This is a genomic window from Methylocystis suflitae, from assembly GCF_024448135.1.
In the GTDB taxonomy this organism is placed as follows: Bacteria; Pseudomonadota; Alphaproteobacteria; order Rhizobiales; family Beijerinckiaceae; genus Methylocystis; species Methylocystis suflitae.
The window spans coordinates 52,784-78,455 of sequence record NZ_JAMRYX010000071.1 but is presented as its reverse complement, the minus strand read 5'-3'; the positions used below and the strand labels follow the sequence as shown (position 1 = coordinate 78,455).

The window sequence follows — 25,672 nt, the reverse complement described above, 5'->3', positions numbered from 1 at the left end:
CGACTCGGCCTCTTGAGTGCAGCGCCGGGGTTAGCCGCCGCGCTCGCCCGCATGATGGCTGATCCCAAGCCGATGCGTTGCGTCGTGGCCGCATTTGCTCTCAAATCGCCGCTTGCACGCATGACGACGGATGGCCCGCATGTTGAAGGTTTTCTGCGCTCCCGCGAGATATGTTCAGGGTCGCGACGCCACGAGAGTCCTCGCCGCTGAGTTGGTAAGGCTCGGCATTTCAGGAAAAGCGCTGATCATCGCGAGTCCGACCGCGCGCAGGGCGTTGGAGCCCGCATGGCGCGAGACGTTCCAAGCCGCCGGACTCGACTATGCGATTCTTGATTTCGGCGGAGAGTGTTCTTTTGCGGAGATTGCCCGGGGCAAGGAAGCGGCGCGCCGGGTCTCGGCCGCGTCGATCGTCGGCGCCGGCGGCGGCAAGACATTGGATGCCGCCCGCGCCGTCGCCGCGGAACTTGAGCTTCCCGTCGCCTGCTGTCCAACGACGGCGTCGAGCGACGCGCCCTGCAGCGCGCTTTCGGTCGTCTACACAGAGGACGGGGTGTTCGAGAAATGCCTCTTTTACCGGCGCAACCCCGATCTCGTGCTTGTCGACAGCACGGTCATCGCGCGCGCGCCGGTGCGCCTGTTGATCTCGGGCATGGGCGATGCGCTCGCCACTTTTTTCGAAGCGGACGCCACGATCCGCGCGCATCGCAACAACGTCGCTGGGGGCCTGAGCACAATCGCGGCGGCCGCGATTGCCGAGCTCTGTTACAAAACGCTCCTCAACGACGGGATATCCGCCGTCGCCGCGGCGCGGGCAGGGTCGATCACGCCGGCGCTGGAACGCATCATCGAAGCGAACACGCTGCTCTCCGGCCTCGGGTTTGAGTCGGGCGGCCTTGCGGTGGCGCATTCGGTCCACAATGGGCTGACGGCCGCGCCGGAAACGCATGATCGGCTGCATGGCGAAAAGGTCGCCTTCGGCACGTTGGTGCAGCTCGTTCTGGAAGGACGGCCGCGTTCGACGGTCGATGAGGCCATGGGATTTTGCCTCTCGGTCGGCTTGCCGATCACGCTTTTCGAACTCGGGCTCGAAAATCTATCGCGCGACACGGCGCGCGCGATCGCCGAGCGCGCCGTCGCCGCCGGCGAGAGCGCGCATAATGAACCCTTTGAGGTGACGGCCGGGACTCTCATGGACGCGATTTATGCCGCCGACTCCATGGGCGTCGCCTTCAAGGCGCGTGCTTCATAGCAGGCAGGCCCCCGCGCGCGCCTATTCCGTCAAGGAAGAAAGAACGGCGTCGGCGGCGCGAAGGGCGAGCGCGGCGATGGTGAGCGTCGGATTTGCGGTTCCGCCGGTCGGGAACACGGCGGCGCCAACCAGAAAAAGATTTCGGTGCGCGTGCGCGCGCAGGTTTTTGTCGACCACCGATGTCGCCGCGTCTTCGCCCATGCGCGCCGTGCCCATGATATGGCCGGCGCCTTGGGCGTCGTCCTTGTGCCAAAACGCCTCCACGCCGATTTTTGCAAACATGTCTTCATGCAGATGTTTTGCGTTGCCGAGCGCGCGTTCGGTGTAGCGGTCGAGTTGAAAGTAGATCGCTGGGCGCGGCAGGCCGGTCTTTTCGATGTGCGTCCTATCCAGCGTCACCCTGTTGCTGGCCAAGGGCAATTGCTCCGTCAATGCGGCCACGCGAATGTGCCGCGACGTCTGCTCTCTGAGCGCCGTGTCGAGCGCCTGTCCGCGCAGGCCGCCGAGCGCCAGTTCGCGCGCGGTCGATTCGGGCGCCCCCGTCGGCCAGCTCCACCCTTCATTGCCGAATTCGAATCGCAAAGCCGAATTTGCGCCGCGGTCTTTCAGATCGCGATAATTCTCGATCCCCGATGTCGCGCCGGGTCCGCGGTAAGGCCAGACGGGTTGGCGCGTAAGGGCCCAGCTGAGCTGAATCGGATGATCCATCAGATTGCGCCCGAGCTGATCCGAGCGATTGGCGACGCCGCCAGGAAAGGACTCGGAGGCTGAGGCCAGCAGGAGTCGCGGCGTCTCGACGCCGTTGCCGGCGATGCAGACGGCGCGCGCGAACACGCGTCCGGTCGCGCCATCCGATCGTATGAACCTGACCGCTTCGACGCGCCCGTCCGGGCGGCATTCGATGAAATTGGCGCAGGTCTCCGTCAGCAGCCGCGCGCCGAGAGATTGGGCGCGCGCGACGTGAATGGTCGCGTCATATTTCGCTTGGATCGGACAGATGGGAATGCAGCTGGCGCTGCCGTGACAGGCCGGTCGGTCGCCGGACGGCTTCGAGAGGCGCGCCTGCGGAGTCGGGCGGACCTTATAGTCGGACTCCTGCAATGCGCTGCGCCATGCGCGATCGAGGAAGCTCTGTGCGATCGGCGGAAAAGGGTAGGGCGCGGAGCGCGGCGAGCCAAGATCGTCGTCATTGTCTCCGGCGACTTCGAGTTCCTGTTCCGCCGCGCAATACCATGGCTCGAGATCGGCGTATGAGATCGGCCAATCAACGCCGAGGCCGAAGCGCGATTTCATCTTGAAATCGTCGGGAACCAGTCGAATGGCGGAGCCCAGCCAGTGCCACGTCGTGCCGCCGACCTGGCGCAAATAGGTCGAGTTGAACGGGCGAGGCCCTTTTTGCGCATAGAACGCATAGGGCTTGTCGGTTTCGGGATGCGGCGCGAACGCGGCCTGTTCATAGGCCGACTCGGGAGTCTTTGCAGAAGCGCTCTGGTATCGTCTCACCGAGGCGGCGCGGTCCACGCGAGGGCCGGCCTCCATAATAATGACTTTCGCGCCTTTGCGCGCGACGCGAGAGGCGACCAACGCGCCGGCGACGCCAGAGCCTATGACCAATATGTCGGCATGAATATCCATATGGACGCCTCACTCCTTAGTCGGTGCAAGCGCCCAACTCGCGGCTTCGCCGGGAATGCCGCCCGGCCGCGCAAATCCCATCGCGTCCCACATCAGCGCGCCCGTGTAATCGACGCAAATCATGCGTCCAGAGTCGACGGTTTGACCGGAATACCAATCCGCCACAATTCTTCGCGCAAGACGCTCCGAGTCTTTATCGTGTAGAGGGTCTATGCTGCTCAATGCGCCGCGATCGAGCCCAAGACTCTGCAGATAAATCCGAGCCGAATCGACCTGAAGACGCGTGCGTCCAGTGAGCTCGGCGCTGAGGCGAAGAAAATCGGCGAGATCGGAGGTTTCGGCCAAGCCGGCCCGATTTGCAATGCAGGGCGTGAGCGCGCCGAGCGCGCAGCCGATCAGAAGCTTTCGACGCGAGACGCCACGATCCTTTGCGCGCATGTGCATTCTTGCTTCTTAAAAATTTCCGGGACCGGCCAGCGCTTCAGCGCTCCGATACGACCTTCGCGTCGAACGCCTTGATCGCTTCCTGCGACAGTGAAGACGTTAGCAAGTCTTCGAGAACGGACGGCGGCGCCGTGATGTCGTGACTATACCGCAGCCCAGCTTCGACAGTTTGTCGATCCGGAAAACTTGCAAGCAGCAAGGTCCGTTCGGCGCTCTTGACGATCGCGGCGACGCTTTCGAGCTGCTTCTCCCAATCTCTTTCATGCCGCATGAGCCTGCCGAGATATACCGCGACGCCGTCCGCGCCCGCCTCCATCGCGACATAGGCCTGCGCCGCCGTGAATACCGCTGTCGCCAAAGATGCGCAGCCGATGTCTTTCAGCGAACGGCAGCACGCGAGGCTCGTTGCAGTCGGCGCAAGTTTGATCCAAAGCTTTTTTTCGCGCGCGGCTTTCAGGTCGTCGATATAACATGCCGCTTGCCACAGCGCGTCGTCTGCGCTTCCAACCGACTGGATCATCAGCTGATGAATTGAGCCGATCTCAGCGGACATTCCGCAGAGCTTGCGCGCCGCGGCGACGTACTCATCCAACGACAAAGTTTCCGCGCCGGCGGCGCGGGCGATCAATGCCGGATTGGTTGTGAAGCCATGCACGCCCGGAAATTTCAGCGCGTCCAGGATCGCGTTTTGATCCGCCGTATCGACGAGAAGCATCGGCCCTCACATCGGAATATTGTTGATTTTGACCGTAATCGCCGCGGACGTGTTCACAAAGCCTTTTTCCTTGTGCTCAACACGACGCTTTTCGGATTGGCGAGAATGGCGTCCCAGAATGTTTGTCCGTAACGCTCAATTCCTTCCTTAGACACGGCGAAGGGCGTCCATTCGGCGTCAGCAAACCCTGCCTGCGCCAGCGCGTCTTCGTAGGCGCGACGACTCCATTGCGTGAATTGGATCGAGAATTTCTCATCGCCGATAAAACTCATGCGGATGCGTAGGCTCCGCGGGCCGCTACCGATCTCTTCGAGAAAGAATCCATATGGGAGCGTATCATCTCGGCCGTTGATGAAGTCCGGATTGGGCACGACGGCGACCAATCTGCCGTCGGGAATCACATTCGCCGCTACAGATCTGAACATTTGCGCAAGCGTCTGCTCGTCCTCGGCATAATTGAACAGAAAGGCGGCGGTCGCGACGTCAAAAGAACCAAACACGGTCATCGCCGCGGCGTCGCCGACCTCGTAAACGATCCCCAGCGCGTTTTGGCTTTCTTCATGCCGCGCGGCTTCAATCATCGCGGGCGACAGATCCACGCCGAGCACATTCTTTGCGCCAAGTCTTTTGAGAAGCCGGGAATAATGGCCCGTCCCGCATGCGTAGTCGATGGCGCTCGCGCCTGAAAGATCGCCGAGAACCGATTGGACGGTTGGCGTTTCCAGGTAATTCGTATGGTCATCCTTCCGCGCTGCCGAATATTGCCGGCTGATTGTTCGATATTGGTCGTTCATGCGCATGTCCCGGAAAGTCGCTGCTAGGCTTCGAGATTTGGAACTTATTCCTTCAGCTCGACAGTGGCCATGGGTTCGCCAGGGAACGCTGCCGCGACGGCTCTTGAGGCAATTTGGCGAGGCCCGCGCTTGCGAGCTGATCGCTTCGCGCTGCAACCCTATCTCTCTTACGGACGCTACTGCGTCGACGACGCTGCGAGGCTAGCGCCACGTGCGGAGATCGATATGGAGAGAACCGAACAGTCAAACGCAGCTGGCGCCCGATGCGCCGGCGCAGCGCGGCGGTGACGCCAGGTGGCGTTCGTCGGAAAATCTCTGCTCGCCGGCGTCGGGGTCGCCCTCGTTCTAGCTTTGGCCGTCCTGTTCTTCGCTTGGTCGGGTCTCTACAACGTCGCAGCCAGCCAGCCTCATTGGGCGCTCACGCGCTGGTTCCTGGACTTCGGTTTGCGGCGTTCCGTCGAGACGCACAGCGCCTCCATCACGCCGCCGACGCTCGAGGATAAAAATCTGGTGATCCTCGGCGCGGGCCATTTCGACGGAGGCTGCGCGCCTTGCCATGGCGCGCCGGGGGGGCACAACGACCCGATCGTTGATCGCATGCTCCCAGCGCCGCCCGAACTCAACCGCGCCGCATCCAACTGGTCGACAGAGCAGCTCTTCTGGATCGTCAAGCATGGCCTGAAGTTTACTGGAATGCCGGCGTGGGTCGCGCAGCAACGCGACGACGAAGTGTGGGCCGTTGTCGCTTTTCTGCGCGCCCTTCCGCAGATGAGCGCGAGCCAATATCGGCTGTTCGCCATCGGCGACCCCGATGCGCGGCCGAATGATGGCGCTGAGATCGCCCGGAACGGCATGACGATGGAGGCGCTGACCCGATGCGTGCGCTGCCATCGTGGCGATGCGCAGCCCAAAAGCGCGCTCGTGCCCCGCCTCGCCGGACAGTCGCAGGCCTATGTCGAACGCGCGCTGCGCGATTTCGCCAGCGGTTCGAGGCCGAGCGGCATCATGGAGCCGATCGCCGTGGCGCTGGACGCCGCCGCGATCACGGCGCTGAGTGAATATTATGCGCGCGCGGCGGACCCGGCGCCGAGCGCGACGCCGATAGCGCCGAACGCCGATCAGATTGCGCGCGGCAAAGAAATCGCGACCAAAGGCGTCGCGGAATCGGGCGTCCCGCCCTGTCTGGTTTGCCATGGCGACACACGCGCGCCGTCCTTTCCCAAGCTCGACGGCCAATACGCGCCCTATATCGTGGGCCAGATCGAAATCTGGAAACGCGGACTGCGCAAAAAGTCGGGATATGGAGCGATCATGGGGACGATCGCTTCGCGTCTGACCGACGCGCAGGCGCGAGACGTCGCTGCCTATTTCGCGAGCGTCGCGGCGCCAACCGCGGAAAGGCCGGAACGGCCCATCCCGCCGCCTCGGCGTGGAGGCCCGCGTGCGCGATAGAAAGCGATTTTTGCGCATCGCGCGCGCCGCTCCGGCCTGCGTGCTGCTGGCGGGATGCGAGGGCGTTCAATCGACGCTCGCGCCGACCGGACCGCAGGCGCAACATGTTGCGCAACTCTTCTGGGTCATGGTCGCGGGGAGCGGCGCCATCGTGCTCGTGGTTGCTCTTCTGACGGCGATCGCGCTATTTGCGCCGCCGCGCCGCCGGGCGTTCCTGGCCGGCGATACTGTCGTGCTTGCCGGCGGGCTGGTCTTCCCCGTCGTTACGCTCTCCGCGCTCCTCGCCTACGGACTGGTTATGGTCGGCGCGGGGCCGGGAAAGATGGCGGCGAGTCCGGTTCGAATAGAGGTGGCGGGCGAGCGCTGGTGGTGGCGCGTCGTCTATCGCGACGACGCCGGCTCTGCGGTCGAGAGCGCCAATGAGTTGCGCATTCCGCTGGGTCGCGCGGTCGAGATCGAACTTACGAGCGACAACGTCATCCATAGTTTCTGGGCGCCGAAATTGGCCGGCAAGCTCGATATGATTCCCGGCCGCAAGACCGCGCTGACGCTGAGCGCCGAGAAAGCTGGCGTGAGCAGGGGCCAATGCGCGGAATATTGCGGCGGGGCGCATGCGCTGATGGCGTTCGACGTCGTGGCGATGCCGCAGAATGAATATGACGAATGGCGATTACGGGAGTTTCAGCCTGCGCGGGAGCCCACAACGCAGGAGACGCGAGAGGGCAAGGCGCTGTTTCTTTCGCATGGCTGCGGCGCGTGCCACACAATCCGCGGAACGCCTGCGGCCGGCCGGCTCGGACCCGATCTTACGCATGTGGGCGGCAGGATCTCGATTGGCGCCGCGATCCTCGCGACGAACGAAGCCTCCATCGCGCGATGGATCACGCATAATCAAGACATCAAGCCCGGCAATCTGATGCCGGCCTTTGACATCTTCAGCGGAAGCGAACTGCTCGCTCTGTCGCGCTATCTCGCGAGCCTGCGTTGAAGCTGCGCCGCTGTCTGGGCGCGTCTTTTACATGCCCGGGACGACAGGTTCGCCGGCGTTGAGCCAGGCGAGAATGCCGCCGCCAAAATGCGTATTGGCGTCGCGACGGCCCAAGAGCCTCGCCTGCTCCATCGCCGACACCGAGCGCTTGCCGGAGCGGCAATAAATGACCACTTGCTGGCCCTCGCCTGCGACCGGCAGCTTGCTCGGATCGAATTTCGACAGCGGATTGAACAGCGCGCCGGCGATGTGGCCCGCCGCATATTCGTCAGCCTCTCGCACGTCGACAAGCAAGACCCGCCCTGATGCAAGTCCTGACTTCAACTCTTCCAGACTGATGTCGTTGAACTGATTGCCTGCGCTCATGACGTTTAACCCCCTTCGATATGGCCGGCGTAAGATTCCTGGGCGCTGCCCAACCGAAATCCCTGCGGCCAACTTGTTAATTTGCGGTCTGACGACGCGCAATATCTATACCATGTTTGGGGCGCCAATTGTTTCCTCGACTCTTCAGCGCAGAAACGATCCGGTTGGCTGGCGCGCCGCCCGCCGGGCCAGCCGCCACACGAAAAAGTCTGACTTTTAAATGTTGCGCATGGCGGGCATTTTAGGTTGCCGAGACTTAATCCTCTCCATTGCCCCTATTCATAGGAAACACGAATCATGAGCATGGAACGCCGCGCCTTTCTTCTTGGAGCGTCGACTCTCGCGGCTGGCGCAACGGCGTCCGCTGCGCCCACCGCGAGCGAGACGCGTTCGCCAGCCGCGGCGGATGGCGGCGGCGCACTGCTGCTGCCTGAGGGCGGCGAGAGCCTCTTTGCGCGCGTCAATGGCGTCAAGCTGCATTATGTGCGCGTCGGCGCCGGCCCCAATGTGGTTTTGCTTCACGGTTGGCCGCAGACCTGGTTTGCGTGGCGCGGCACGATGGAGCGCCTTCGCGCGCGGTTCGCCCTCATCGCCCCCGATCTGCGCGGCCTAGGCTTGTCCGAGCGAACTGCCGCGGGATACGACAAGAAAACCATCGCGGGCGACGTTCGCGCCCTCATCGACGAGGCGGCGGGAGGACGCGCCCATGTCATTGGCCACGATATGGGCGGGAAGACCGCCTTCATGCTCGCCCATCTTCACCCTGAGCATGTCGAAAAGCTCGTTCTGGTGGATTGTCTGATTCCAGGCACGGAGAACATGGACTCGTTGCGCGGCGGCGCTTGGCACTACGGATTTCACATGGCGCCCGATTTTCCGGAAATGCTGACCAAGGGCCGCGAGCGCGATTATATCGCGGCGCAGATCCGCGCCTGGTCTCATAGGAAGGATGCGGTTCCGGAAAACGCGATCGCCGAATTCGCCAGACATTACGCTTCGGAGGGCGGCATGACGGCGGGATTCAACTATTACCGGGCGCTCAAAGATGACGCCGCCGCGGCCGCATCCTTGAAGTGCCGCAAGCTCGACATGCCGGTGCTAGCGATCGCAGGACGACACGGCGTTGGTGAAAGGCTCGCGGACGCGCTCCGGCCGCAGGCGATGAATTTAAGGTCTGTGATCGTGGACGACAGCGGCCACTTCGTCGCGGACGAAGCGCCGGAGCAATTTTGCGCGCAGATTGAGGGGTTCCTGTCCGCTTAACGGCGTTGCGGGATTCCCGAACGTGCAGGAGCGCTCTGCGAGACTGGGTTAACCCGTATTGCGCAAGCCCGCCGCAATGCCGTTGATCGACATCAGGATGCCTTCGCGAATGTCTTCGCCGCGCTCTCCCGCGCGATGGCGGCGGATCAATTCGACCTGCAGATAGTTGAGCGGCGCGATATAGGGGAAGCGGTGCCGGAGCGATCGCGCGAGCGTCGGATTGTCCGCGAGCCGCTCCTTGGAGCCGAGAAGCTTTTCGAGCGCGTCATTCGCGCGCGCATGCTCCGCCTCGATCATGCCGAAAATGCGCGCGGCAAGCGCCTTGTCCTCGACCAGTCCGGCATAATGATGCGCGATCGACATGTCGGTCTTGGAGAGTATCATGTCGATATTCGAGAGCAGCGCGCGAAAGAACGGCCATTCCTCGCTCATCCGGCGCAAGAGCGCGAGCCGCGCTGTCTCGTCCGTCTCGATGAAATGCGCGATCGCCGAACCAAAGCCGTACCAGCCCGGCAGCGCGACGCGCGCCTGCGCCCAGGAAAAGCTCCACGGGATCGCGCGCAAATCTTCAATGCGGCGCGAAGGTTTGCGCGAGGCGGGACGCGAGCCGATGTTGAGCGAGGCGATTTCCGAAATCGGCGTCGAAGAAAAGAAGAAATCGACGAAACCATCGGTCCCATAGACAAGGCCGCGATAAGCGGCCATGCCGGCCTGCGATAATTCTTCAGCAGCTTCCAAGAACTCTGGCGCCGGAGTCTTGTGCGCGGAGAGCAGCGTCGCTTCCAGCGTCGCGGCGACGAGCAGTTCGAGATTGACGTGGCCGATCTGCGGATTGGCGTATTTCGCCGCGATGACTTCGCCCTGCTCGGTCAGGCGGATCTGCCCGTTCACCGTGCCAGGCGGCTGCGCGAGAATGGCGTCGTAGCTCGGTCCGCCGCCGCGTCCGACGGTTCCGCCGCGCCCATGGAAAAGCCGCAGCGCGACGTTCGGCGCCGAGGCGAAAAACTCCGCGAGCGCCGTTGAGGCGCGGTACAGCTCCCAGATGCTCGTTAAGATCCCGCCGTCCTTGTTGGAGTCGGAATAGCCGAGCATGACGTCCTGCTGCCCGCCGGAATTGACGACGAGCTTGAGGATGCCAGGAAGCGCATAAAATTCCTGCATGATCGGCGCGGCGTTGCGCAAATCGTCGATCGTTTCAAAAAGCGGCACGATGATGAGATCGGCGATGACGCGCTGAGCGTCGCGCGGATCGAGCGTGCCGCGCATCAAGCCGCATTCCTTTTGCAGCAGCAGCACTTCGAGAAGGTCGCTGACCGTTTCAGTGTGGCTGATGATGTAATGGCGTATCGCTTCATCGCCATAGAGCCGTCGCATCTCGAGCGCGCGTTCCATGATCGTCAATTCGCTCGTGGCGCGGTCGCTGTATATCGCGCCCGGCAGGCGCACCGGCCGCGGATCGCTGAGCAGCCTCAGCAGCAACTGCTGCTTTTCGGCTTCCGGAAGCGCGGCGTAATCGTCGACGACGCGCGCGGCGCTGAGAAGCTCGGCGATGGTTTCTTCGTGGCGGTCGGAGCTCTGCCGCAAATCGAGCGTCGCAAGGTGAAAGCCGAAGACTTCGACGGCGCGGATCAGCGGCTCGAGCCGCTGCGTGGCGATGACTTCGCTGTGATGCACGCGCAACGATTCATCGATGGTGACGAGATCGGCGAGCAGCGCCCATGAGTTGGCGTAGGGCTCGCCCGGCGCCACGGCGTGGCGCGCCGCCTGGCCGCCGGTCAGCTTCTCCAGCGTGCCGGCGAGACGCGAATAGACGCCGATGAGCGCGCGGCGATAGGGCTCGTCGTCGCGATGCGGATTGTCGTCGCCCGAGCGGGCCGCAAGCGCTTCGAGCGCCTTGGTGCAGCCGGCGTAACGCCGCGAAATCGAAAGTTCCGCGCCGAGCTCATGCACTTCGATGAGATAAAAGCGCAGCACGGTTTCGCACTGCATGCGCAGCGCGGTCGAAAGCGACTCCGCCGTCACATTCGGATTGCCGTCACGGTCGCCGCCGACCCAGGCGCCCATGCGCAGGAACGGCGGGACGCGCAGTCCGTCGAGACGCTGTTCGATGTCGGCGTAAAGGCGCGGGATCTCGCGCAGGAAGGTGCTGCGATAATAGCTTAGCGTGTTCTCGATTTCGTCGCGCACGGTCAAGCGCGAATGACGCAACAGCTCGGTCTGCCAGAGCTGAGAGACGCGGGCGCGAAGCTGCATCTCGTTTTGCGTGCGCTCGGCCTTGCCGCGCATATGTTCGCGCGCGGCGAGCAGTTTGAAGATCGCGTGTTCGGCGTCGAGCAGGCTCTTGCGGCGCACTTCCGTCGGATGCGCGGTCAGCACCGGCGAAATCCAGCCGCGCGCCAGCGCCTGAGCGATCTTGCCGGCGCCGACGGCGGCCTTGCGCAGACGCGCGAAGGTCGTGGCGAGGCTCGGCGCGCCGGTGAAGGCGCCGCTCGCCTGGGCGCGGGCGCGTTGCTGCAGCGGATGCAGGTCTTCGGCGATATTCGCAAGATGCGAGAAATAGCTGAAGGCGCGAATAACGGTGCGCGCCTCTTCCGCCGTCAGAGCGCGCAGCAGCGCGTCGAGATTCCTGTCGGCTTCGGCGTCCAGGTTGCGGCTTGCGGCGACCGAGAGCCGCCGGATCGTCTCGATGCGTTCGAAGGCCGCGGTTCCTTCATGTTCGCGAACCGCGTCGCCGAGCAGGCGCCCCAGAAGGCGAATGTCCTCGATGAGGGATTCGTCGCCCTTCAAGGCTTCGGAATCGGCGCCCGCCGCCGGAGCGGTCGTAACGGGATTTTCCTGCGCCTGCGCCTCGAGCTGCATGATATGTCGCGACCTTTAAACCTTCCGCGCCTCAAGGCGCCTCTCAGGCAGCTATAGCAGGCTTCGGACGCGTTTTCGATGCGCCGGGGCTTTGGCGGATTTGCGGCGCCGAAAGCTGTCGGGGGCGCCTAAAAGCCGAAGAGATCCGGCTCTTCGCGGTGATACTTGCGAAAGTCGGTGGGAGTGAGCTGCTTGCGGCAAGGTCGCGACAGATACGGCATATATCGCTTAAGGCAATTTTCCATCTCGAAAATGAAGACGGTGTTGCCGCCGCAGAAGCGGTCAGCGTCGAAAGCGCAGGCGTCCTGCTCGACGGCCATATCATCGGCCGTGTTGCCCGCCCAAGTGTTCACGGCGAGCGCAGGCGTAGCGCCGCTCATCGCGCAGAGAAGCGCAAGGGATATGGCTGTTCTCATTAGAAACCTCGCCGCCACTATTGCGAACCGCAACGTTCAACGCCGAAACTGCGTCAGCCAGGATCGTTTGACAAGAGGCGGATGCGCGCGCCGTAGCGCCCGAGTCCGCGGCACTTGTTCGAGGCGGCTCGGCCGCTTATAGACGTCCGGCGACGATGCGATCCGCCTAATCTCCGCACTTTGCGGCGCTAATGGTCAAAGCCATGCTCGACACAACCGAAATTCTAATCTTCGCCGGGGTCGGCCTGGTCTTTGCCTTGGGCCTTCTCGCATTCTGCAAATGGTCGGGCGCGGCCGTCCAGCGCATCGCCGCCTATGCGCTGATCGCGCTGTGCTTCCTTTATGTCGGCTTCGCCTTTCGCGCTGAGGAGCCTGGCCCTTGGGTCGGCTTCGAAATGACCGGCGTCGCCGTCTTCGGCACGCTCGCCGGCATGGCGATCATCGGCTCGCCCTGGTGGGTCGTCGCAGGCCTCGCGCTGCATCCGCTCTATGCGATTTACTTTCACTATATCGGCGCCGCCTCGCAATTCGCCCCCGCGCCCTTCGTGGTCGCCAATGCGGCGTTCGACGTCGCGATGGCGCTTTTCGTCGCTTATGCCGCTCTGCGCGGCGGGCGAAAGAGCGCGACGCGCGCCGAGGAGACGTCTGACGCGCCGCCGCCGCCGCAGCGCAAACTCGCTGCGCGCTCCCAGCATCGTTCGCAAAGCCGCGACGCCGGAGGTCCGGCGTGAACGCGCCCGCGGATTTCTCCTTGCGCTACGACTGGCGCGTCGAAGAGATCGTCGCCATCCATGATCAGCCGCTGCTCGATCTCGTCGCGCAGGCGAACGCCGTTCATCGGCGCTTTCACGACGTCAATGACGTGCAGAAGGCGGCGCTGCTGTCGATCAAAACCGGCGGCTGTCCGGAAGACTGCTCCTATTGCCCGCAATCGGCGCATCACCGCGAAGTGAAGCTCGACCGCGTCGATCTGATGGAGACGGCCGACGTGCTCGGCGCCGCAAAGACCGCCAGAGAGGCCGGCGCCGATCGTTTCTGCATGGGCGCCGCCTGGCGCTCCGCGCCCGAAGGCAAGCGCTTTGACGCCGTGCTCGACATGGTGCGCGGCGTGCGCGCGCTCGGCATGGAGGCCTGCGTCACGCTCGGCATGATCAACGAGTCGCAAGCGAAGCGCCTCGTCGACGCGGGGCTCACCGCCTACAACCATAATCTCGACACCGGCCCTGAATTCTACGGCGAGATCATCACCACGCGCAGCTATCAGGACCGTCTCGACACGCTCAAGGCGGTGCGCGGCGCGGGGCTGGAGATGTGCTGCGGCGGCATCATCGGCATGGGCGAAAGCGTGAAAGATCGCGCCGGCATGTTGCAGACGCTGGCGTCGTTTGATCCGCATCCGGAAAGCGTGCCGATCAATGCGCTGGTCGCCGTCGAAGGCACGCCGCTCGCCGGGCGCACGCAGATTGACCCGCTCGATCTCGTGCGCATGATCGCGACGACGCGCATCGTGATGCCAAAGGCGCGGGTGCGGCTCTCGGCCGGCCGCTCTTCGCTGTCGCGCGAAGCGCAAATTCTCTGCCTCGTCGCCGGCGCCAATTCGATCTTCTATGGCGAGAAGTTGCTGACGACGGGCAACGCCGGCGTCAATGAAGACGATGCGCTCTTCGCCGCGCTTGCGGCGCGCGAGGCGTGCGCCCCCGCCGCGTCCTAGACGTCGTCCGTCGCGCCGAAGATCGCCTCGAAATTCCTGCGCAGCGCGGCGTCGACGGCACGCATCTCCGCCGCGACGCCGAGATCCGCAAGGCTCGTGACGCCAAGATGCGCGTCGCGCACGCCGCAGGGCGCAATGCCGGAAAAATGCGTCAGATCCGGCGCGACATTGAGCGCGACGCCGTGAAAGCTCACCCATTGCCGCAGGCGCACGCCGATGGCGGCGATCTTGTCTTCCGCCATTTCGCCGTCCCGTCCTTTGGACTTCTCGGGCCGCTCGACCCAGACGCCGACGCGCCCGGCGCGCCGCTCGCCCGTGACGCCGAAATCGGCGAGCGTCGCGATGATCCATGATTCAAGCGCGCAGACCAGGGCGCGCACGTCGCGCCGGCGGCGCGTCAGATCGAGCATCACATAGGCGACGCGCTGCTTTGGCCCGTGATAGGTGAATTGCCCGCCGCGTCCGGTGCGATAGACGGGAAAGCGCGCCTCGAGCAGATCCTGCTCTTTCGCCGAGGAGCCGCCGGTATAGATCGGCGGGTGTTCCAGCAGCCAGACGCATTCGCGCGCCTCGCCCGCAGCGATCGCCGCGGCGCGCGCTTCCATAAAGGCCACAGCTTCCTCATAGGGGACGAGATCGTCGCTGACGCGCCATTCAACCGGCGGCGCGCCTATAGGCGCGCGCATCGCCGTGTCAGCGGCGGGCGCAGGAGGGCAGGCGGCTTCGCTCATCGCCTCACTCGGATCTCGCTTCGGCCAGGCGGTAGATATATATAACATGCTGGTAGAAAGGTTCAGGCATGGCCCTCAACATCAAGAATGCCGAAACCGAGCGACTGATCGGTGAATTGGCGCGCGTGTCAGGCGAAAGCAAGACTGCAGCAGTGACGATCGCGGTGCGCGAGCGCCTCGCCCAGTTGCGCGCGAAGGAAAACGCGCCGCTCGCAGAGAGGCTGGTCGCCATCGGCAAGGAATGCGCGGCGCGTCTCGATCAAAGGACGCGATCGCTCGATCACGATGCGCTGCTCTATGATCGGCGCGGCCTGCCGAAGTGATTCTCGACACCTCCGCTCTGATTGCGATTTTGCGCGCTGAGCCGGAGGCGCTGGCTTTTGCGCAAGCCATCGCAGCCGCAAAGATCCGCCGCCTCTCCGCCGCCAGCTATGTCGAGACCGCCGCGGTCATCGACTCGGCCGGCGACGCCGTGGCGAACCGCCAGTTGGATGAGCTTCTGCAAGAGGCCGGCGTCGTCATAGAGCCGGTGACGGCGGAACAGGCGCGGCTCGCCCGCGCCGCCTATCGCGATTTCGGCAAGGGCCGCGGCCACAGGGCAAGATTGAATATGGGCGATTGCTTTTCCTATGCGCTGGCGAAGGCTTTTCGCGAGCCGTTGCTCTACAAAGGCGACGACTTCACCCATACGGATGTGCGAAGCGCCCTGTGACAGACAGCAGCCGCTTGTCATCTGGGAGCCGATTTGTTAGACGCAGCGCGCCGGCGCTTCGCGTTAAGCGGAGCGTCCTTGCGGCCGTGGCGGAATTGGTAGACGCGCTAGCTTGAGGTGCTAGTTGGGCAACCAGTGGAGGTTCGAGTCCTCTCGGCCGCACCAAGGTTAGCGCCACAAAGCGCCCCAAACTCGCGCGGCCTTGCGGCGCCGCAGCGGGCAAACATCAGCCACATTCCCCGAGGCAATATGGTCGCGCTGGCGCTTGGTCAGTGCAAGCCGCTTGCTCGATCTTCGCAAATGAGCGCGCCGCGCGCCTTCGTGCGCAGACCGCGAGGCGTTCGACGCCGCTCTTTTGTTTCGACGGCGCCCGGAGAGGGAAGCATGTCTGTGTCGTTTAGAGACCGCAGGCCGCCGCCAAAGGCCGACACTATCGAGACGCGCGCCCGTTATGCCTGGCACGATATCGAAGGCGATTGGCGCGCGGCGTCGCCGCGGCCGGCGGGTTCACGCCGCCAGCCCTACGCTACGGCGTCCGATCGCAACTTCGAAAGGGTCGAGCGGTTCTTCTACATTGGCGCTGCGGCGCTTGTCGTCGTCGGCACCGCGATCGTCGTCGGCTCCGCGTTCTGGGGAGAACTTCCGCAGAATGGCGATCCCGCAGATTCGATGACGCCTCAAAAAATAGCGCCTCCCGCGCCGCGCGCGGCGCCGAGCCAATCGCGTTCGGGGGCGCCGGCCGCCAATTTGGCGTCGCCTGAACAGCCGCCTTCGATCATCGCCGGACCGGTGGGGCCGACAGCGACGCCAGAACGCGCCGCACCCACGCAGGAAGGCGCGGAATCGGCGCCGGGCGCTCAAGCGTCGAACCCTCTCGCGTCATCCCTCGCCAACCTCGAACTCGAGCCGGAATTTCTCAGCGACGGCATCGCCGGAAAGCGCAGAGCGGCGCGCCGCGGGGGCCAAGATGATTCGTCGGCGACGGCGAACGTCGCAGCCGAACAGGAGCCGCCCGCGTCCGCGGCGCGAAGCGGCAAATGCTACGTCAGGATCTCGGGACGCGTGCTTAACAGCGGCGTCTGTCAGATCTCGCGAACAGGCGGCGTGGTGGTCTTCCAATATTCCGGTCAGACGCTGACGCTTACTCCGGCGAGGGGGAAAACCTGGTCTGCGGCGCTCGGCGGCAAGACTCTCGGAAACGTCTATAAAAGCGGGTCCTGCTGGGGTTCGAAGAGCACGTATATCTGCGATCGCGGCGGCTAGAGCGCGGCTCGAGAAAAAGTGGGGACCGGTTTTTCGCGTAGAACGCGCTCTAAACTTTGGGACGATCACGTTATCTGCATTTGGGCGATTCCGCCCAAACGCAGCGTGATCTATGCGGCGCCGTCGCGCAGTCAGCTTTTTCGATCCTGCCTAAGGCGCGCCGGATTTCGGGGCCTCTTGCGCGCCCTGCTCATGCTCATGCCCGGGCTCATGCGCCGGCGGCGCCTGCTTGGCCTTTGGCCCAAGCGTTTTGGCGATGATCGGCTCCGTCGTCGAGGTCCAATCCGGACCGGCGGCGACGATCGGGGTCGGCGCGTCGCCCGGAACCATGTGGACGAGCGAATAGCCGCGCTTTTTCAGCTCGCGCAGGAATTCGGGTAGCATCTGCGCGGTGATCGCCTGCGAATCATGGAAGAGCACGATGCCTTTGCGGGTCTTTTCGAGCCGCGACAGCACGAGATCGAGTTCGGCCTTGGGCGTCATATGCGACCAGTCCGAGGCCCACAGATCCGAGCCGAAGATCGTGTAGCCGCGGGCCGTGAGGTCGGCGACGAGCGCGGGCGTATCGGCGAAGCCGGGAAAGCGGAAGAAGGGCGCGGCCGTCCCGCCGAGCGCCCTGTTCACGGCGGAGATCCCTTTGTCGATGTCGGCCTTGGCGGCGTCCTCGCTCATCAGCCTCAAAGTCTTGTCCGGATGGCTGTAGGAATGGTGAGCGATGGTGTGACCCTCGGCGGCGGCGCGCTTCACCAGAGCGGGCAGGCTCTCCGCATTCCGGCCGATCAGAAAGAAGGTCACGCGCGCGCATTCCTTGGCGAGCGCGTCGAGCACTTGCGGCGTGGGAGACGCCGGTCCGTCGTCGAACGTCAGCACCACCTCATGATCACGCAAATCGAGCGTGCGCGGATAGGTTTGCAGGCCGACCGCCGTTCCCCTGGAGCGGTCGATTTCGATGACGCGCGACACGCCAAGCGCCTCGGGCCCGCAGGTCCGTTCCTCGGCGGCGGCGGGCGGCGCGTTAAGAACGCCGGCGGCGGATAAGGCCGCCAGCAGCATGAGCGCGAACCGCAGGAGGGGAGCGGCGACGGGCGCTTCAGAGCTTTTCAGCAGTAGAAAAATGGCGGTCATGACGGCTTGCCGGTTTGATTTCTCGCGCCCCCGGGTTAAGAGCGCGACCATAATATAGCGCGGGACCGCCTATGCCGCTCGATCATGAAGATACGGCGACCCCCGCCGAGGACTTCCGCGACGGCGGAGAGGCGTCTCTCAGCCGAGATTTCGTTCTGGACGTCGAAGGCGCGATCGCGCTGGGCGACTCGGCGCGGATTCACGAACTCGTCGGCGACCTGCATGAGGCGGACCTTGGCGCCTTGCTGGAGCTGTTGAGCCACGAAGCGCGGCCCCGCCTTGTCGAGCTGATGGGCGCGGACTTCGACTTTACGGCCCTGATGGAGGTCGGCGAAGCGACCCGCGAGGACATCCTCGAGGAACTCCCGGTCGAGACTCTCATCGAGGGCGTGCGCGACCTCGAAAGCGACGACGCCGTCGCCATTCTCGAAGGTCTGGAGCCGAAAGAGCAGGCGGAGGTTCTCGACGCGCTCCCGGCGCAAGAGCGCATCGTCCTGCGCCGCTCGCTGGACTATCCCGAGGATTCCGCCGGGCGCCTGATGCAGACGACTTTTGTCGCCGCGCCCCCCTTCTGGACGGCGGGGCGCGTGCTCGATTTTTTTCGAGAGTGCGGCGAAGAGAATCTGCCCGAGAACTTCTTCGAGGTCTTCGTTGTCGATCCTGGCTACCGTCTGCTCGGAACCGTTTTTCTCGACGCTCTGGTGCGGGCCAAGCCAAGCGTGCGGCTCGATGAAATCATGCAGGAGGATCGGCGGCGGGTGAAGGCGACCGAGGACGGCGCCGAGGCGGCGCGGCTCTTCGAGCGCTACAATCTCGTTTCCGTGCCGGTTGTCGATGAATCCGAACGGCTCGTCGGCGTTCTCACCATCGACGACATCGTCGACGTCATTCAGGAGCAGGCGTCGGACGAGATTCTGGCGCTGGGCGGCGTGAACCCCGAAGAAGAGCTGACCGATAATTTCTGGTGGATCGCGCGGAGCCGCTTCACCTGGCTATCGGTCAATATGTTGACCGCCTTCATCACCTCCAGCGTGCTCAAGCATTTTCAGTTGCAGCTGGAGCAGATGGTGGCGCTGGCGGTCCTGGGGCCGATTGTCGCGGGGCAGGGCGGCAATTCCGCGACCCAGACCATGACGGTCGCCGTGCGGGCGCTCGCCACCCGCGAGCTGACCCGCGCCAACGCCATGCGGATTATTCTCAGGGAGCTGGCCATCGGCGCGGTTAATGGGGCGGCCTTTGGCCTCGTGACCGGCATCGTCGCCGCCAATTGGTTCCATAATGTTGGGCTTGGGCCTGTCATCGCCATGGCGATGTTCACGAATCTCGTCGCGGGCGCCTTGGGGGGCATCGTCGTGCCGCTCGCCTTCGACAAGCTGAAGTTCGATCCTGCCGTCGCTTCGGGGCCATTCGTGACGACCATCACCGACGTGGTCGGCTACGGCGCGTTCCTTACAATCGCCAGTTTGTGGTTCCATTTGGGCTGAGGCGCGTCGGCGCGTTTACGCTCCGTTACCGCCTGCGGGGATAATTTGGAGAAATGCGCTCGTTGAAATGTGTTTCCCTGCTTTCCTCCGCCCTCGTGTGCGCTGCATTGGCGGCGACGCTCGCCGGCTGCGGCAGTTCCTATGATCCGAGCTTTTCGCGCCGGCCGCGGTTCCAGACCAGCGCGCCGCTGATCAATCCCAAGCGCGACCCGAGCTTTCTCGCCTACGCCGTGCCGGAGACCGATCTCCATAAATTCCCGGCGACGCGCAGCGCCGAATTCGCCGTCCACGGCATCGACGTCTCGAAATATCAAGGCAATATCGACTGGGAGCAGGTCCGGGACTCGGGCGTCTCCTTCGCCTTCATCAAGGCCACGGAAGGCGGCGACCGGGTCGACTCGAAATTTGCCTACAATTGGGCGGCGGCGAAGGCGGCCGGCGTGCCGCGCGGCGCCTATCACTTCGTTTACTGGTGCCGCCGGCCGCATGAAGAGATTGGCAATTTCGCCAGCGTCGTGCCGAATGAGCCCGACGCGCTGCCGCCGGTGCTCGATGTCGAGGCGACGCCGACGTCGGGAACCTGCAAGCGTACGCTCTATCGCGAGGAAGTGCTGCGCGACATGAAGGACATGCTCACGCAGATGGAGCGCCATTACGGCAAGAAGCCGATCATCTATTCCTCGGTCGACTTCTATCAGGCGATCCTGCACTCCGACGCTCTGTCCGAATATCCGATCTGGGTCCGCTCGACGAAATATCACCCGCAGGTGCGTTACGGCGACCGCAAATGGACTTTTTGGCAGTATCGCTCCGACGGGCGCGTGCCGGGCATCACCGGCGCGGTGGACCAGAACACGTTCAACGGCTCAGCCGATCACTGGCGAAGCTGGCTCGCGCATCAGACCGGCCTGGCGGCGGCGCCGGTCGCCGCGCGGCGGGGCGACGATCGGGGCGCGAAGCAACTCATCGAGGAAGATCCGGCGATGCTGTCGGGCGACGACAAGAACGCCTATGACAAGGCGGCGAGCGCTCCCGTCCCGCCGGCCGCCGTCCAATAGGGGAAGGCCGCAGGTCAATTTGCGACGATCGCCCTTGCAAAGCCGTCGCCGGGGTAGCCATGGGGCGAGATTTCGCGTATAGGCGCAACGCCAGTTTCCGCCGCGCGGCGCTGTCGTCCGCGGCCTTCGTTTAGAGAGAGAATAAATGGCTGTTCCGAAAAGAAAAACGTCGCCGATGAAGCGAGGCTTTCGTCGCTCCGCCGACGCCCTCAAGGCGCCGACCTATATCGAAGATAAGGATTCCGGCGAGCTCCGCCGGCCGCATCACGTCGATCTCAAGTCCGGCATGTATCGCGGCCGTCAGGTGCTGAAGCCGAAAGCCGTTGCGGAATAACCGCTCCGACATGCGAGGAAACGAAAGCGGGCCGCGAGGCTCGCTTTTTTGTTTTCGAACAGTCATAGGGGGATAGGATTTTATCATTTCCAAGCGGTCGGGGATCGCTCCGGCCGGGCGAAGGTTCATCAGCGCCGCTTCTGGGCCGTCGCGAGCAGCGGCAGCAGCAGCGCGCGCGGCGCCGCCGCCGAGCCCCAGACGAACATGCGGTTGACGAGGCCCGGCACGATGACGCGTTTGCCGGCCATCAAGCCCTCATAGCCCTGGCGGGCCACTTCCGCCGCCGGCAGCATCGCCGGCTTCATCGCGCCCATCACGCCCGAGAGATCGAAGCCGGCCCGCGCCTGGAAGCCGGTCTGCACGGGACCGGGACACAGGCAGGCGACCTTCACCCCCAGCGGCTTCAGTTCCTGCGATAGCGCTTCGCTGAGCGAGCGCACATAGGCCTTGGTGGCGTAATAGACGGCGAAGCCAGGCCCCGGCATGAAGGCCGCGACGGAGGCGACGTTGAGCACGCCGCCCTTCGCCGCGACGATCGACGGCAGAAAGCGCAAGGTCAGTGCGGTGAGCGCGCGCGTATTGAGATCGACAATCGCGAGCTGCTCGGCGGCGTCGAGCTCGATGGCGCGGCCCATAAGGCCAAATCCCGCGTTGTTCACCAGGAAGCGCGGCGCGACGCCTGCTTCCGCCAGGCGTTCCGCAAGCGACTCGGCGGCGCTCTCAGTTGTGAGATCGAGTTCGATGGGGAGTGGGCGGACGACGGCGCCATTGGCGGCGATTTCGTCGGCCAGCGCCTCCAGCCGCTCGCCGCGACGGGCGACGAGCGCGAGCTCATGGCCGTTGGCGGCGAAGATGCGGGCAAGCGCCGCGCCGATGCCGTCAGACGCGCCGGTGATGACCGCGACGGGGCGCGTCACAGTTCGCCCTCGCTCGGCGACCACGGGCCGGTTGGCGTCGGCGCGGCGGCGTCGCGGAACTCCCGACGCAGCTCGACGCGTTCGCGCGTCGAGACGCCCAGCAATTCGGCGACGCGCCAGACGACGTTCTCCTCGAATTCGTGCACCGCGCCGTCGGCATGCGCCATATCCCAGAGCATGCCGACAATCTGCCGGCGACCGTCCTCATCGAGCCGGCGCTTCAGCACGCTCGTAAAGCGATAAAGGTCGACGGCGTCCCGCTCGCTCTCCTGCGCGGAATCGATCAGTTCGGCCGCCGCGTCGCCTTGAAGGCCGAAGCGCGCCTCGACGAGCTGATGAATGCGCGCCCTTTCCTTGTCGTCGAATTGGCCGTCGACCGAGGCGATATGGACGAGAAGCGCGGCGGCGGCGAGCTGATAGTCCGCGGCCCCAAAGGCCTTGGGCTGCTCGGCTTCGCCGGTGAGGTCGTTGATGAAGTTTTTGAGCGCTGAGAACATGGGCGGCGAAGCTACCGAGCGGGAGTTGGGTAGTCATCGGTATAGATCATGGGGAGCGGGAAGGGTAGGAGGGGCAGCCGATCCGGCCAATCCGCTGCTTATGGCCGTCTCGCCAGTGGTCGCCGTTCAGTTCGCCACGGCGACGATCCTCGCTCGCGCGAACTTCGCGCAATGGCTCGCAGAGCGGCGGATAAGGTCATTGTGAGTTTAGCCGCAAGTCGCGCGGCTTGATCACTCGGCTGCCGAAGGGCGCCAAGCGCGATCAGTCGAGGCGCCGGTCGCTGTTTTTCTGTATCCAGCGCCCGACGGCGTACGGAGATCGTTCACCATCAACTTGCATGCGACGTTCCCGAGCCGACGCGCAAAATGTTCCAATGAGTATCTCTCTTCGTATAGCGCGCGCGTATCGCTCGCCGCCAATTCGCTCCGTTCGCTCATGGCGCGACACTTGACCATGGCAGCGGCGAATTCGCTGGCCTCATTCGCAATGTAGACGTTGCGAAGCCGTGAGGGATCGATCTCCATGCCCCTGAAAGCCTTCGACGTCGCGATGACGGGCAGTCCGCTGGACAGAGCTTCCACGGTCTTGATTGAAAGGCCGTGCCCTTCTCTTGTTGGGAGGAGAATGAGGCCCGCGTCGGCGTAGGCGGAGTCTATATCGGCTATCCTGCCGCGGAAAAGATTGCGATGTTCTTCATACAACCGCCTGTCACGCCTTTTCACGCCATCGGCGATGTCGCCAAAAATCGAAATCGACATTTCAGGCGCATGCGGCACAATATATTTAAGAAACCATCGGACGCTGATGTAGTTGGCGGCGTTGTCGCCAGCGACAAAAATAGCCCGATCGCCATTGGGGCCGGGAGCCACGGGGGCTATCGACGGATAGATCAGTTCGTGACGAGACTGAGGCAGCAGCTGGCCGAACGTCGCATACTCTTCCGAATTCAAGTGAATGCATAGGTCGGCGCGCTCGACCCATGCGAGTTCGATCGCGAGCATGCTGTTGTAGCGAACATGCGGCGGGATGCTAAACGCAGCGCGATTCCGTAGCTCGTACTGCCGAGCCTGAATGTCGTGAGTGTCTAGCACGACGGGAATGCGGCGGCTTTCGCGCATTCTTTCGACGAAGGGCATGACGAAGAAATGATTGGCGTGGATCAGGTCAATGGCGCCCGTATCGAGCGCTTCGGGCAGAGGCGCGCGCTTCACGAGCTCCACGAGCCAAGTTGCGTGGTCGCCATGGATCAAGGGCCACCAACCGTCCTTCAGGAGCGTTGTCTTGAAGAGGTCCGCGATCGTGGCGGACGATTCATATCTCTCGTCGGCAGCGAGGTCCCGACTATGCAACCTGTAGTTCTTCCAGCGCCCGCCGTGGCCGATCGAGGGCGTGACATCGTCCATAAGCGCGACGGAGAGCACGCGCGCTCCGAGTTTCTTATAGGCCTTTATTTGGCTGGCGATGACCTGATGCGTTCCGCAGGAATGCCACGCAGGATGCACGACTGCGACGGTTTTTCCCGATAGCGCGGCGCGGCCCGGAGGTAGTTGATATACCGACATACCGATGACCCCTTTGGGTCCTCAAGGTCGGATTCCCCGGAGACATTTATTTGCTCAATTTGTTTCGTTTTGTTTCGAGTTCAGCTTGGCCAGCGACACCCTCGCGATCAGGCCGCCGCCGGTCCGCTCATCCAACGTGAGGCGTCCGCCGTGAGCTTCTACGATCGCGCGCGCGATCGCCAAGCCCAGGCCAAATCCCTCGTTCGCGGACGCGTTGACGTCTCCTCGCTCGAAGGGTTCCAGCATCGATTCCCTCTTTTCCGGCGGGATGCCCGGACCCCTGTCGACGACCTCGACAACGGCTGCTTCATCGCTTTCCCACAGCCGGACCTCGGGGCTTTCCCCGTATTTTACGGCATTGTCTATGAGGTTAGAGAACGCACGCTCCAGATCGTCTGGACTGCCGAGAACGCTTAAGTGATCGACTCCGTCGTAACGCGCGTCGGCGCCCATATCGCCGAACTGATCGACAACCGCCTGCAACAGGCTCGCCAGATCCAGCGCGACGACTTCCTGCTGGAAACCGCCGCGCAAGTAGTCCAGGCAGCTGCGGACCATCGCCTCCATCTGGTCGAGGTCACGCAGCAGTTTCAGTTTCGTGTCGCCACTTTCGATGTATTCGGCGCGAAGGCGCATTCGCGTAATCGGCGTTCGAAGGTCATGGCTAACGGACGTCAACATCCTCGTTCGTTGGGAGGCCATCAGGGCGATGCGATGCTGCATGCGGTTGAAGGCCCGCGTCGCCTTGCGGACTTCTTCGGGTCCTGTCTCGGCGAGCTGCGCCGGGACGCTGTCGAGGCCGAAGGATTCGGCAGCGTTGGCGAAGTTCGTCAGGGGGCGCGTAAGCGACAGCGCGGCCCATAAGGAGAAGATGAACAGACTGATCGCGACGAAGCCGAGGGTGACGACCGCGAACCGTGGGAAACCGGGACGCCGGGTCGGAGCGTCGAGTTCGAATTTCTGACCGTCGTGCAACGACCCGCTAAATCGCTTGTCGCCGTCGTGGGCTTCGATCTCGACTCCGGTGGGAAGGCGATCTTGGAAATAAACTGGCTGGCCTCCGTTGCGGGCGGCGACTCCTGGCCCTAAGAGCGCGACGTGAAACCCTGGAAGGTTTGCATTAAATGCCGTGGCGATGGCTGGCCGTTCCGCTGCGGAGGCGGCGTCTAAGGCTGTCAAAGCCGCCACGCTGAGAGCGGCGCTTAGGTCTCGAGGGTCGCCCGGAGCGGGTTGGGTCAGAAAAAAGATCGTCGTCACCGCCGCATGGAACAGGCCGACGCATAGGAGGAGGAGAAGTCCCAACTGCACATTGATGTTTCGGAGCGCAGATGTTTTCAATGAGCGCTGACTTTCGCCGTGAACGTGTAGCCCATCGAGCGGATCGTCTGAATGAGCGTCGGGTCTCGCGGGTCATTCTCGATCTTTTGACGAAGCCGGCTGATCAGGATGTCCACGCTCCGCTCAGTCGTTGACGCCGCCTTCAGCTCGTCGCGCGCGAATATTTTTCCGGGATTGCGGCAGAGCGTCAGCAACAGGTCGAATTCCGCGCTCGTCAGAATCACCCTTACGCCGGTCGGGCCCAACAGGCGACGCGTGGAGGAGTTCAAAACAAAGCCGGAGAAGCAATAGGCATTAATTTGCTGGCTGGGCTCGATGTCCGGAGCCGTCCGCCGAAGGACGGCGCCGATGCGTGCGAGCAGTTCGCGCGGAACGAAGGGCTTGACCAGATAATCGTCGGCGCCGAGCTCAATGCCGAGTATCCGGTCCGTGTCTTCGCCACGCGCGGTCAGCATGATCACTGGGGGGCTTCCCGTGTTCCGCAAGCGCATGCAAATCGAAAATCCATCCTCATCGGGAAGGTTGACGTCGAGCACGATGAGATCGACCTGCGAACTCGCGAGGAGCTCGTCCATCTGTTTGCCGTCTCCGGCAAGCATCACCTTAAATCCGCAGTCGCTGAGATATTTCGATAAGAGCGATCTGATCTCCTCGTCGTCCTCGACGACGAGAATCCGTCGCCTTTCGACCGCGTTTGATGCGGTTTCATTCAAGCTAGGGCCCCCTTTATTCGCGGCTCCGGGCCAGCGCTGAGTTCC

The 25,672-nt window shown here is 63.6% G+C and carries 26 protein-coding genes, 1 tRNA gene and 1 pseudogene; 13 read left to right on the top strand and 15 right to left on the bottom strand.

What is annotated here, in order from left to right:
• Positions 1–139: 139 nt before the first annotated feature.
• A complete protein-coding gene (locus NEI07_RS06045; RefSeq protein ID WP_256033381.1) occupies positions 140–1,249 on the top strand; it encodes a glycerol dehydrogenase in 1,110 nt (369 codons plus the stop codon).
• 21 nt (positions 1,250–1,270) lie between these two features.
• Here the strand turns inward: NEI07_RS06045 and NEI07_RS06040 are convergent, their stop codons facing one another.
• The 4 genes from NEI07_RS06040 to NEI07_RS06025 are packed head-to-tail and all read right to left on the bottom strand — an operon-like array spanning position 1,271 to position 4,837.
• On the bottom strand, positions 1,271–2,884 hold the full coding sequence (locus NEI07_RS06040; RefSeq protein ID WP_256033380.1) for a GMC family oxidoreductase: 1,614 nt from the start codon (positions 2,882–2,884) through the stop codon (positions 1,271–1,273).
• Between the two features lie 9 nt (positions 2,885–2,893).
• On the bottom strand, positions 2,894–3,328 hold the full coding sequence (locus tag NEI07_RS06035) for a sorbitol dehydrogenase family protein (RefSeq protein WP_256033378.1): 435 nt from the start codon (positions 3,326–3,328) through the stop codon (positions 2,894–2,896).
• 37 nt (positions 3,329–3,365) lie between these two features.
• A complete protein-coding gene (locus NEI07_RS06030) occupies positions 3,366–4,043 on the bottom strand; it encodes a transaldolase family protein (RefSeq protein ID WP_256033376.1) in 678 nt (225 codons plus the stop codon).
• A 53-nt stretch (positions 4,044–4,096) separates the two neighbouring features.
• Positions 4,097–4,837, bottom strand: coding sequence for a class I SAM-dependent methyltransferase (locus NEI07_RS06025; RefSeq protein WP_256033374.1), 741 nt, complete (start codon positions 4,835–4,837; stop codon positions 4,097–4,099).
• A gap of 294 nt (positions 4,838–5,131) precedes the next feature.
• On the opposite strand from NEI07_RS06025, the gene NEI07_RS06020 reads away from it, so the two are divergent.
• Together NEI07_RS06020 and coxB are read left to right on the top strand one after the other, a co-directional pair.
• Positions 5,132–6,289, top strand: coding sequence for a c-type cytochrome (locus NEI07_RS06020; protein WP_256033372.1), 1,158 nt, complete (start codon positions 5,132–5,134; stop codon positions 6,287–6,289).
• Between the two features lie 10 nt (positions 6,290–6,299).
• Positions 6,300–7,277 (top strand): cytochrome c oxidase subunit II, encoded by a 978-nt coding sequence (gene coxB / locus NEI07_RS06015; RefSeq protein ID WP_256033386.1) that lies wholly within the window; start codon positions 6,300–6,302, stop codon positions 7,275–7,277.
• Between the two features lie 27 nt (positions 7,278–7,304).
• On the opposite strand, the gene NEI07_RS06010 is transcribed toward coxB, so the two are convergent.
• Positions 7,305–7,643, bottom strand: coding sequence for a rhodanese-like domain-containing protein (locus tag NEI07_RS06010; RefSeq protein WP_256033371.1), 339 nt, complete (start codon positions 7,641–7,643; stop codon positions 7,305–7,307).
• A gap of 297 nt (positions 7,644–7,940) precedes the next feature.
• Here NEI07_RS06010 and NEI07_RS06005 point away from each other — a divergent pair, with 297 nt between their 5' ends.
• On the top strand, positions 7,941–8,906 hold the full coding sequence (locus NEI07_RS06005; protein WP_256033370.1) for an alpha/beta fold hydrolase: 966 nt from the start codon (positions 7,941–7,943) through the stop codon (positions 8,904–8,906).
• Positions 8,907–8,954: 48 nt separating this feature from the next.
• Here NEI07_RS06005 and ppc read toward each other — a convergent pair whose 3' ends face one another.
• The gene (gene ppc / locus NEI07_RS06000) at positions 8,955–11,765 is read right to left on the bottom strand and encodes a phosphoenolpyruvate carboxylase (RefSeq protein ID WP_256033369.1); all 2,811 of its coding nucleotides are present in this window, start codon (positions 11,763–11,765) and stop codon (positions 8,955–8,957) included.
• A 128-nt stretch (positions 11,766–11,893) separates the two neighbouring features.
• Complete coding sequence (locus tag NEI07_RS05995; protein ID WP_256033368.1) at positions 11,894–12,181, bottom strand: hypothetical protein; 288 nt, start codon at positions 12,179–12,181, stop codon at positions 11,894–11,896.
• Between the two features lie 191 nt (positions 12,182–12,372).
• On the opposite strand from NEI07_RS05995, the gene NEI07_RS05990 reads away from it, so the two are divergent.
• Positions 12,373–12,912: a PTS sugar transporter subunit IIA gene (locus NEI07_RS05990; RefSeq protein WP_256033367.1), complete on the top strand. Its 540-nt coding sequence runs from the start codon at positions 12,373–12,375 to the stop codon at positions 12,910–12,912.
• Entirely contained in the window at positions 12,909–13,892 is a 984-nt protein-coding gene (bioB, locus tag NEI07_RS05985; RefSeq protein ID WP_256033365.1) for a biotin synthase BioB, read from the top strand. Before NEI07_RS05990 ends, bioB begins: the two co-directional genes overlap by 4 nt.
• On the opposite strand, the gene lipB is transcribed toward bioB, so the two are convergent.
• Entirely contained in the window at positions 13,889–14,623 is a 735-nt protein-coding gene (lipB, locus tag NEI07_RS05980; RefSeq protein ID WP_407659853.1) for a lipoyl(octanoyl) transferase LipB, read from the bottom strand. The genes bioB and lipB overlap by 4 nt on opposite strands.
• 68 nt (positions 14,624–14,691) lie before the next feature.
• Between lipB and NEI07_RS05975 the strand changes: the two genes are divergently transcribed.
• From NEI07_RS05975 to NEI07_RS05960, 4 genes are all read left to right on the top strand, one after another.
• Positions 14,692–14,946, top strand: a complete 255-nt coding sequence (locus NEI07_RS05975; RefSeq protein WP_256033363.1) for a type II toxin-antitoxin system VapB family antitoxin — start codon at positions 14,692–14,694, stop codon at positions 14,944–14,946.
• Positions 14,943–15,335 carry a type II toxin-antitoxin system VapC family toxin gene (locus tag NEI07_RS05970; RefSeq protein ID WP_256033361.1) on the top strand — a complete coding sequence of 131 codons (393 nt, stop codon included), beginning with the start codon at positions 14,943–14,945 and terminating at the stop codon, positions 15,333–15,335. Before NEI07_RS05975 ends, NEI07_RS05970 begins: the two co-directional genes overlap by 4 nt.
• Before the next feature lie 80 nt (positions 15,336–15,415).
• Positions 15,416–15,500, top strand: a tRNA-Leu gene (locus NEI07_RS05965).
• Positions 15,501–15,719: 219 nt separating this feature from the next.
• Positions 15,720–16,598, top strand: a complete 879-nt coding sequence (locus NEI07_RS05960; RefSeq protein ID WP_256033359.1) for a hypothetical protein — start codon at positions 15,720–15,722, stop codon at positions 16,596–16,598.
• A gap of 150 nt (positions 16,599–16,748) precedes the next feature.
• Here NEI07_RS05960 and NEI07_RS05955 read toward each other — a convergent pair whose 3' ends face one another.
• Positions 16,749–17,723: a polysaccharide deacetylase family protein gene (locus NEI07_RS05955; protein WP_407659852.1), complete on the bottom strand. Its 975-nt coding sequence runs from the start codon at positions 17,721–17,723 to the stop codon at positions 16,749–16,751.
• A gap of 71 nt (positions 17,724–17,794) precedes the next feature.
• Between NEI07_RS05955 and mgtE the strand changes: the two genes are divergently transcribed.
• The 3 genes from mgtE (at position 17,795) to rpmF (ending at position 20,599) form a co-directional block, all read left to right on the top strand.
• Entirely contained in the window at positions 17,795–19,207 is a 1,413-nt protein-coding gene (gene mgtE, locus NEI07_RS05950) for a magnesium transporter (RefSeq protein ID WP_256033356.1), read from the top strand.
• Between the two features lie 53 nt (positions 19,208–19,260).
• Positions 19,261–20,265: a glycoside hydrolase family 25 protein gene (locus tag NEI07_RS05945; protein ID WP_256033355.1), complete on the top strand. Its 1,005-nt coding sequence runs from the start codon at positions 19,261–19,263 to the stop codon at positions 20,263–20,265.
• Positions 20,266–20,410: 145 nt separating this feature from the next.
• Positions 20,411–20,599 (top strand): 50S ribosomal protein L32, encoded by a 189-nt coding sequence (gene rpmF / locus NEI07_RS05940; protein ID WP_256033354.1) that lies wholly within the window; start codon positions 20,411–20,413, stop codon positions 20,597–20,599.
• 128 nt (positions 20,600–20,727) lie between these two features.
• Here rpmF and NEI07_RS05935 read toward each other — a convergent pair whose 3' ends face one another.
• From NEI07_RS05935 to NEI07_RS05910, 6 genes and pseudogenes are all read right to left on the bottom strand, one after another.
• Complete coding sequence (locus NEI07_RS05935; protein ID WP_256033353.1) at positions 20,728–21,516, bottom strand: SDR family NAD(P)-dependent oxidoreductase; 789 nt, start codon at positions 21,514–21,516, stop codon at positions 20,728–20,730.
• Entirely contained in the window at positions 21,513–22,013 is a 501-nt protein-coding gene (locus NEI07_RS05930; protein ID WP_256033352.1) for a tellurite resistance TerB family protein, read from the bottom strand. Before NEI07_RS05930 ends, NEI07_RS05935 begins: the two co-directional genes overlap by 4 nt.
• 231 nt (positions 22,014–22,244) lie before the next feature.
• Positions 22,245–23,576: a glycosyltransferase gene (locus NEI07_RS05925; protein WP_256033351.1), complete on the bottom strand. Its 1,332-nt coding sequence runs from the start codon at positions 23,574–23,576 to the stop codon at positions 22,245–22,247.
• Between the two features lie 54 nt (positions 23,577–23,630).
• Entirely contained in the window at positions 23,631–24,212 is a 582-nt protein-coding gene (locus NEI07_RS05920) for a sensor histidine kinase (RefSeq protein WP_256033384.1), read from the bottom strand.
• 132 nt (positions 24,213–24,344) lie between these two features.
• Positions 24,345–24,764: pseudogene (locus NEI07_RS19595) on the bottom strand (two-component sensor histidine kinase); the annotation flags it as partial.
• 146 nt (positions 24,765–24,910) lie between these two features.
• A complete protein-coding gene (locus NEI07_RS05910) occupies positions 24,911–25,627 on the bottom strand; it encodes a response regulator (protein WP_256033350.1) in 717 nt (238 codons plus the stop codon).
• Positions 25,628–25,672 lie beyond the last annotated feature (45 nt).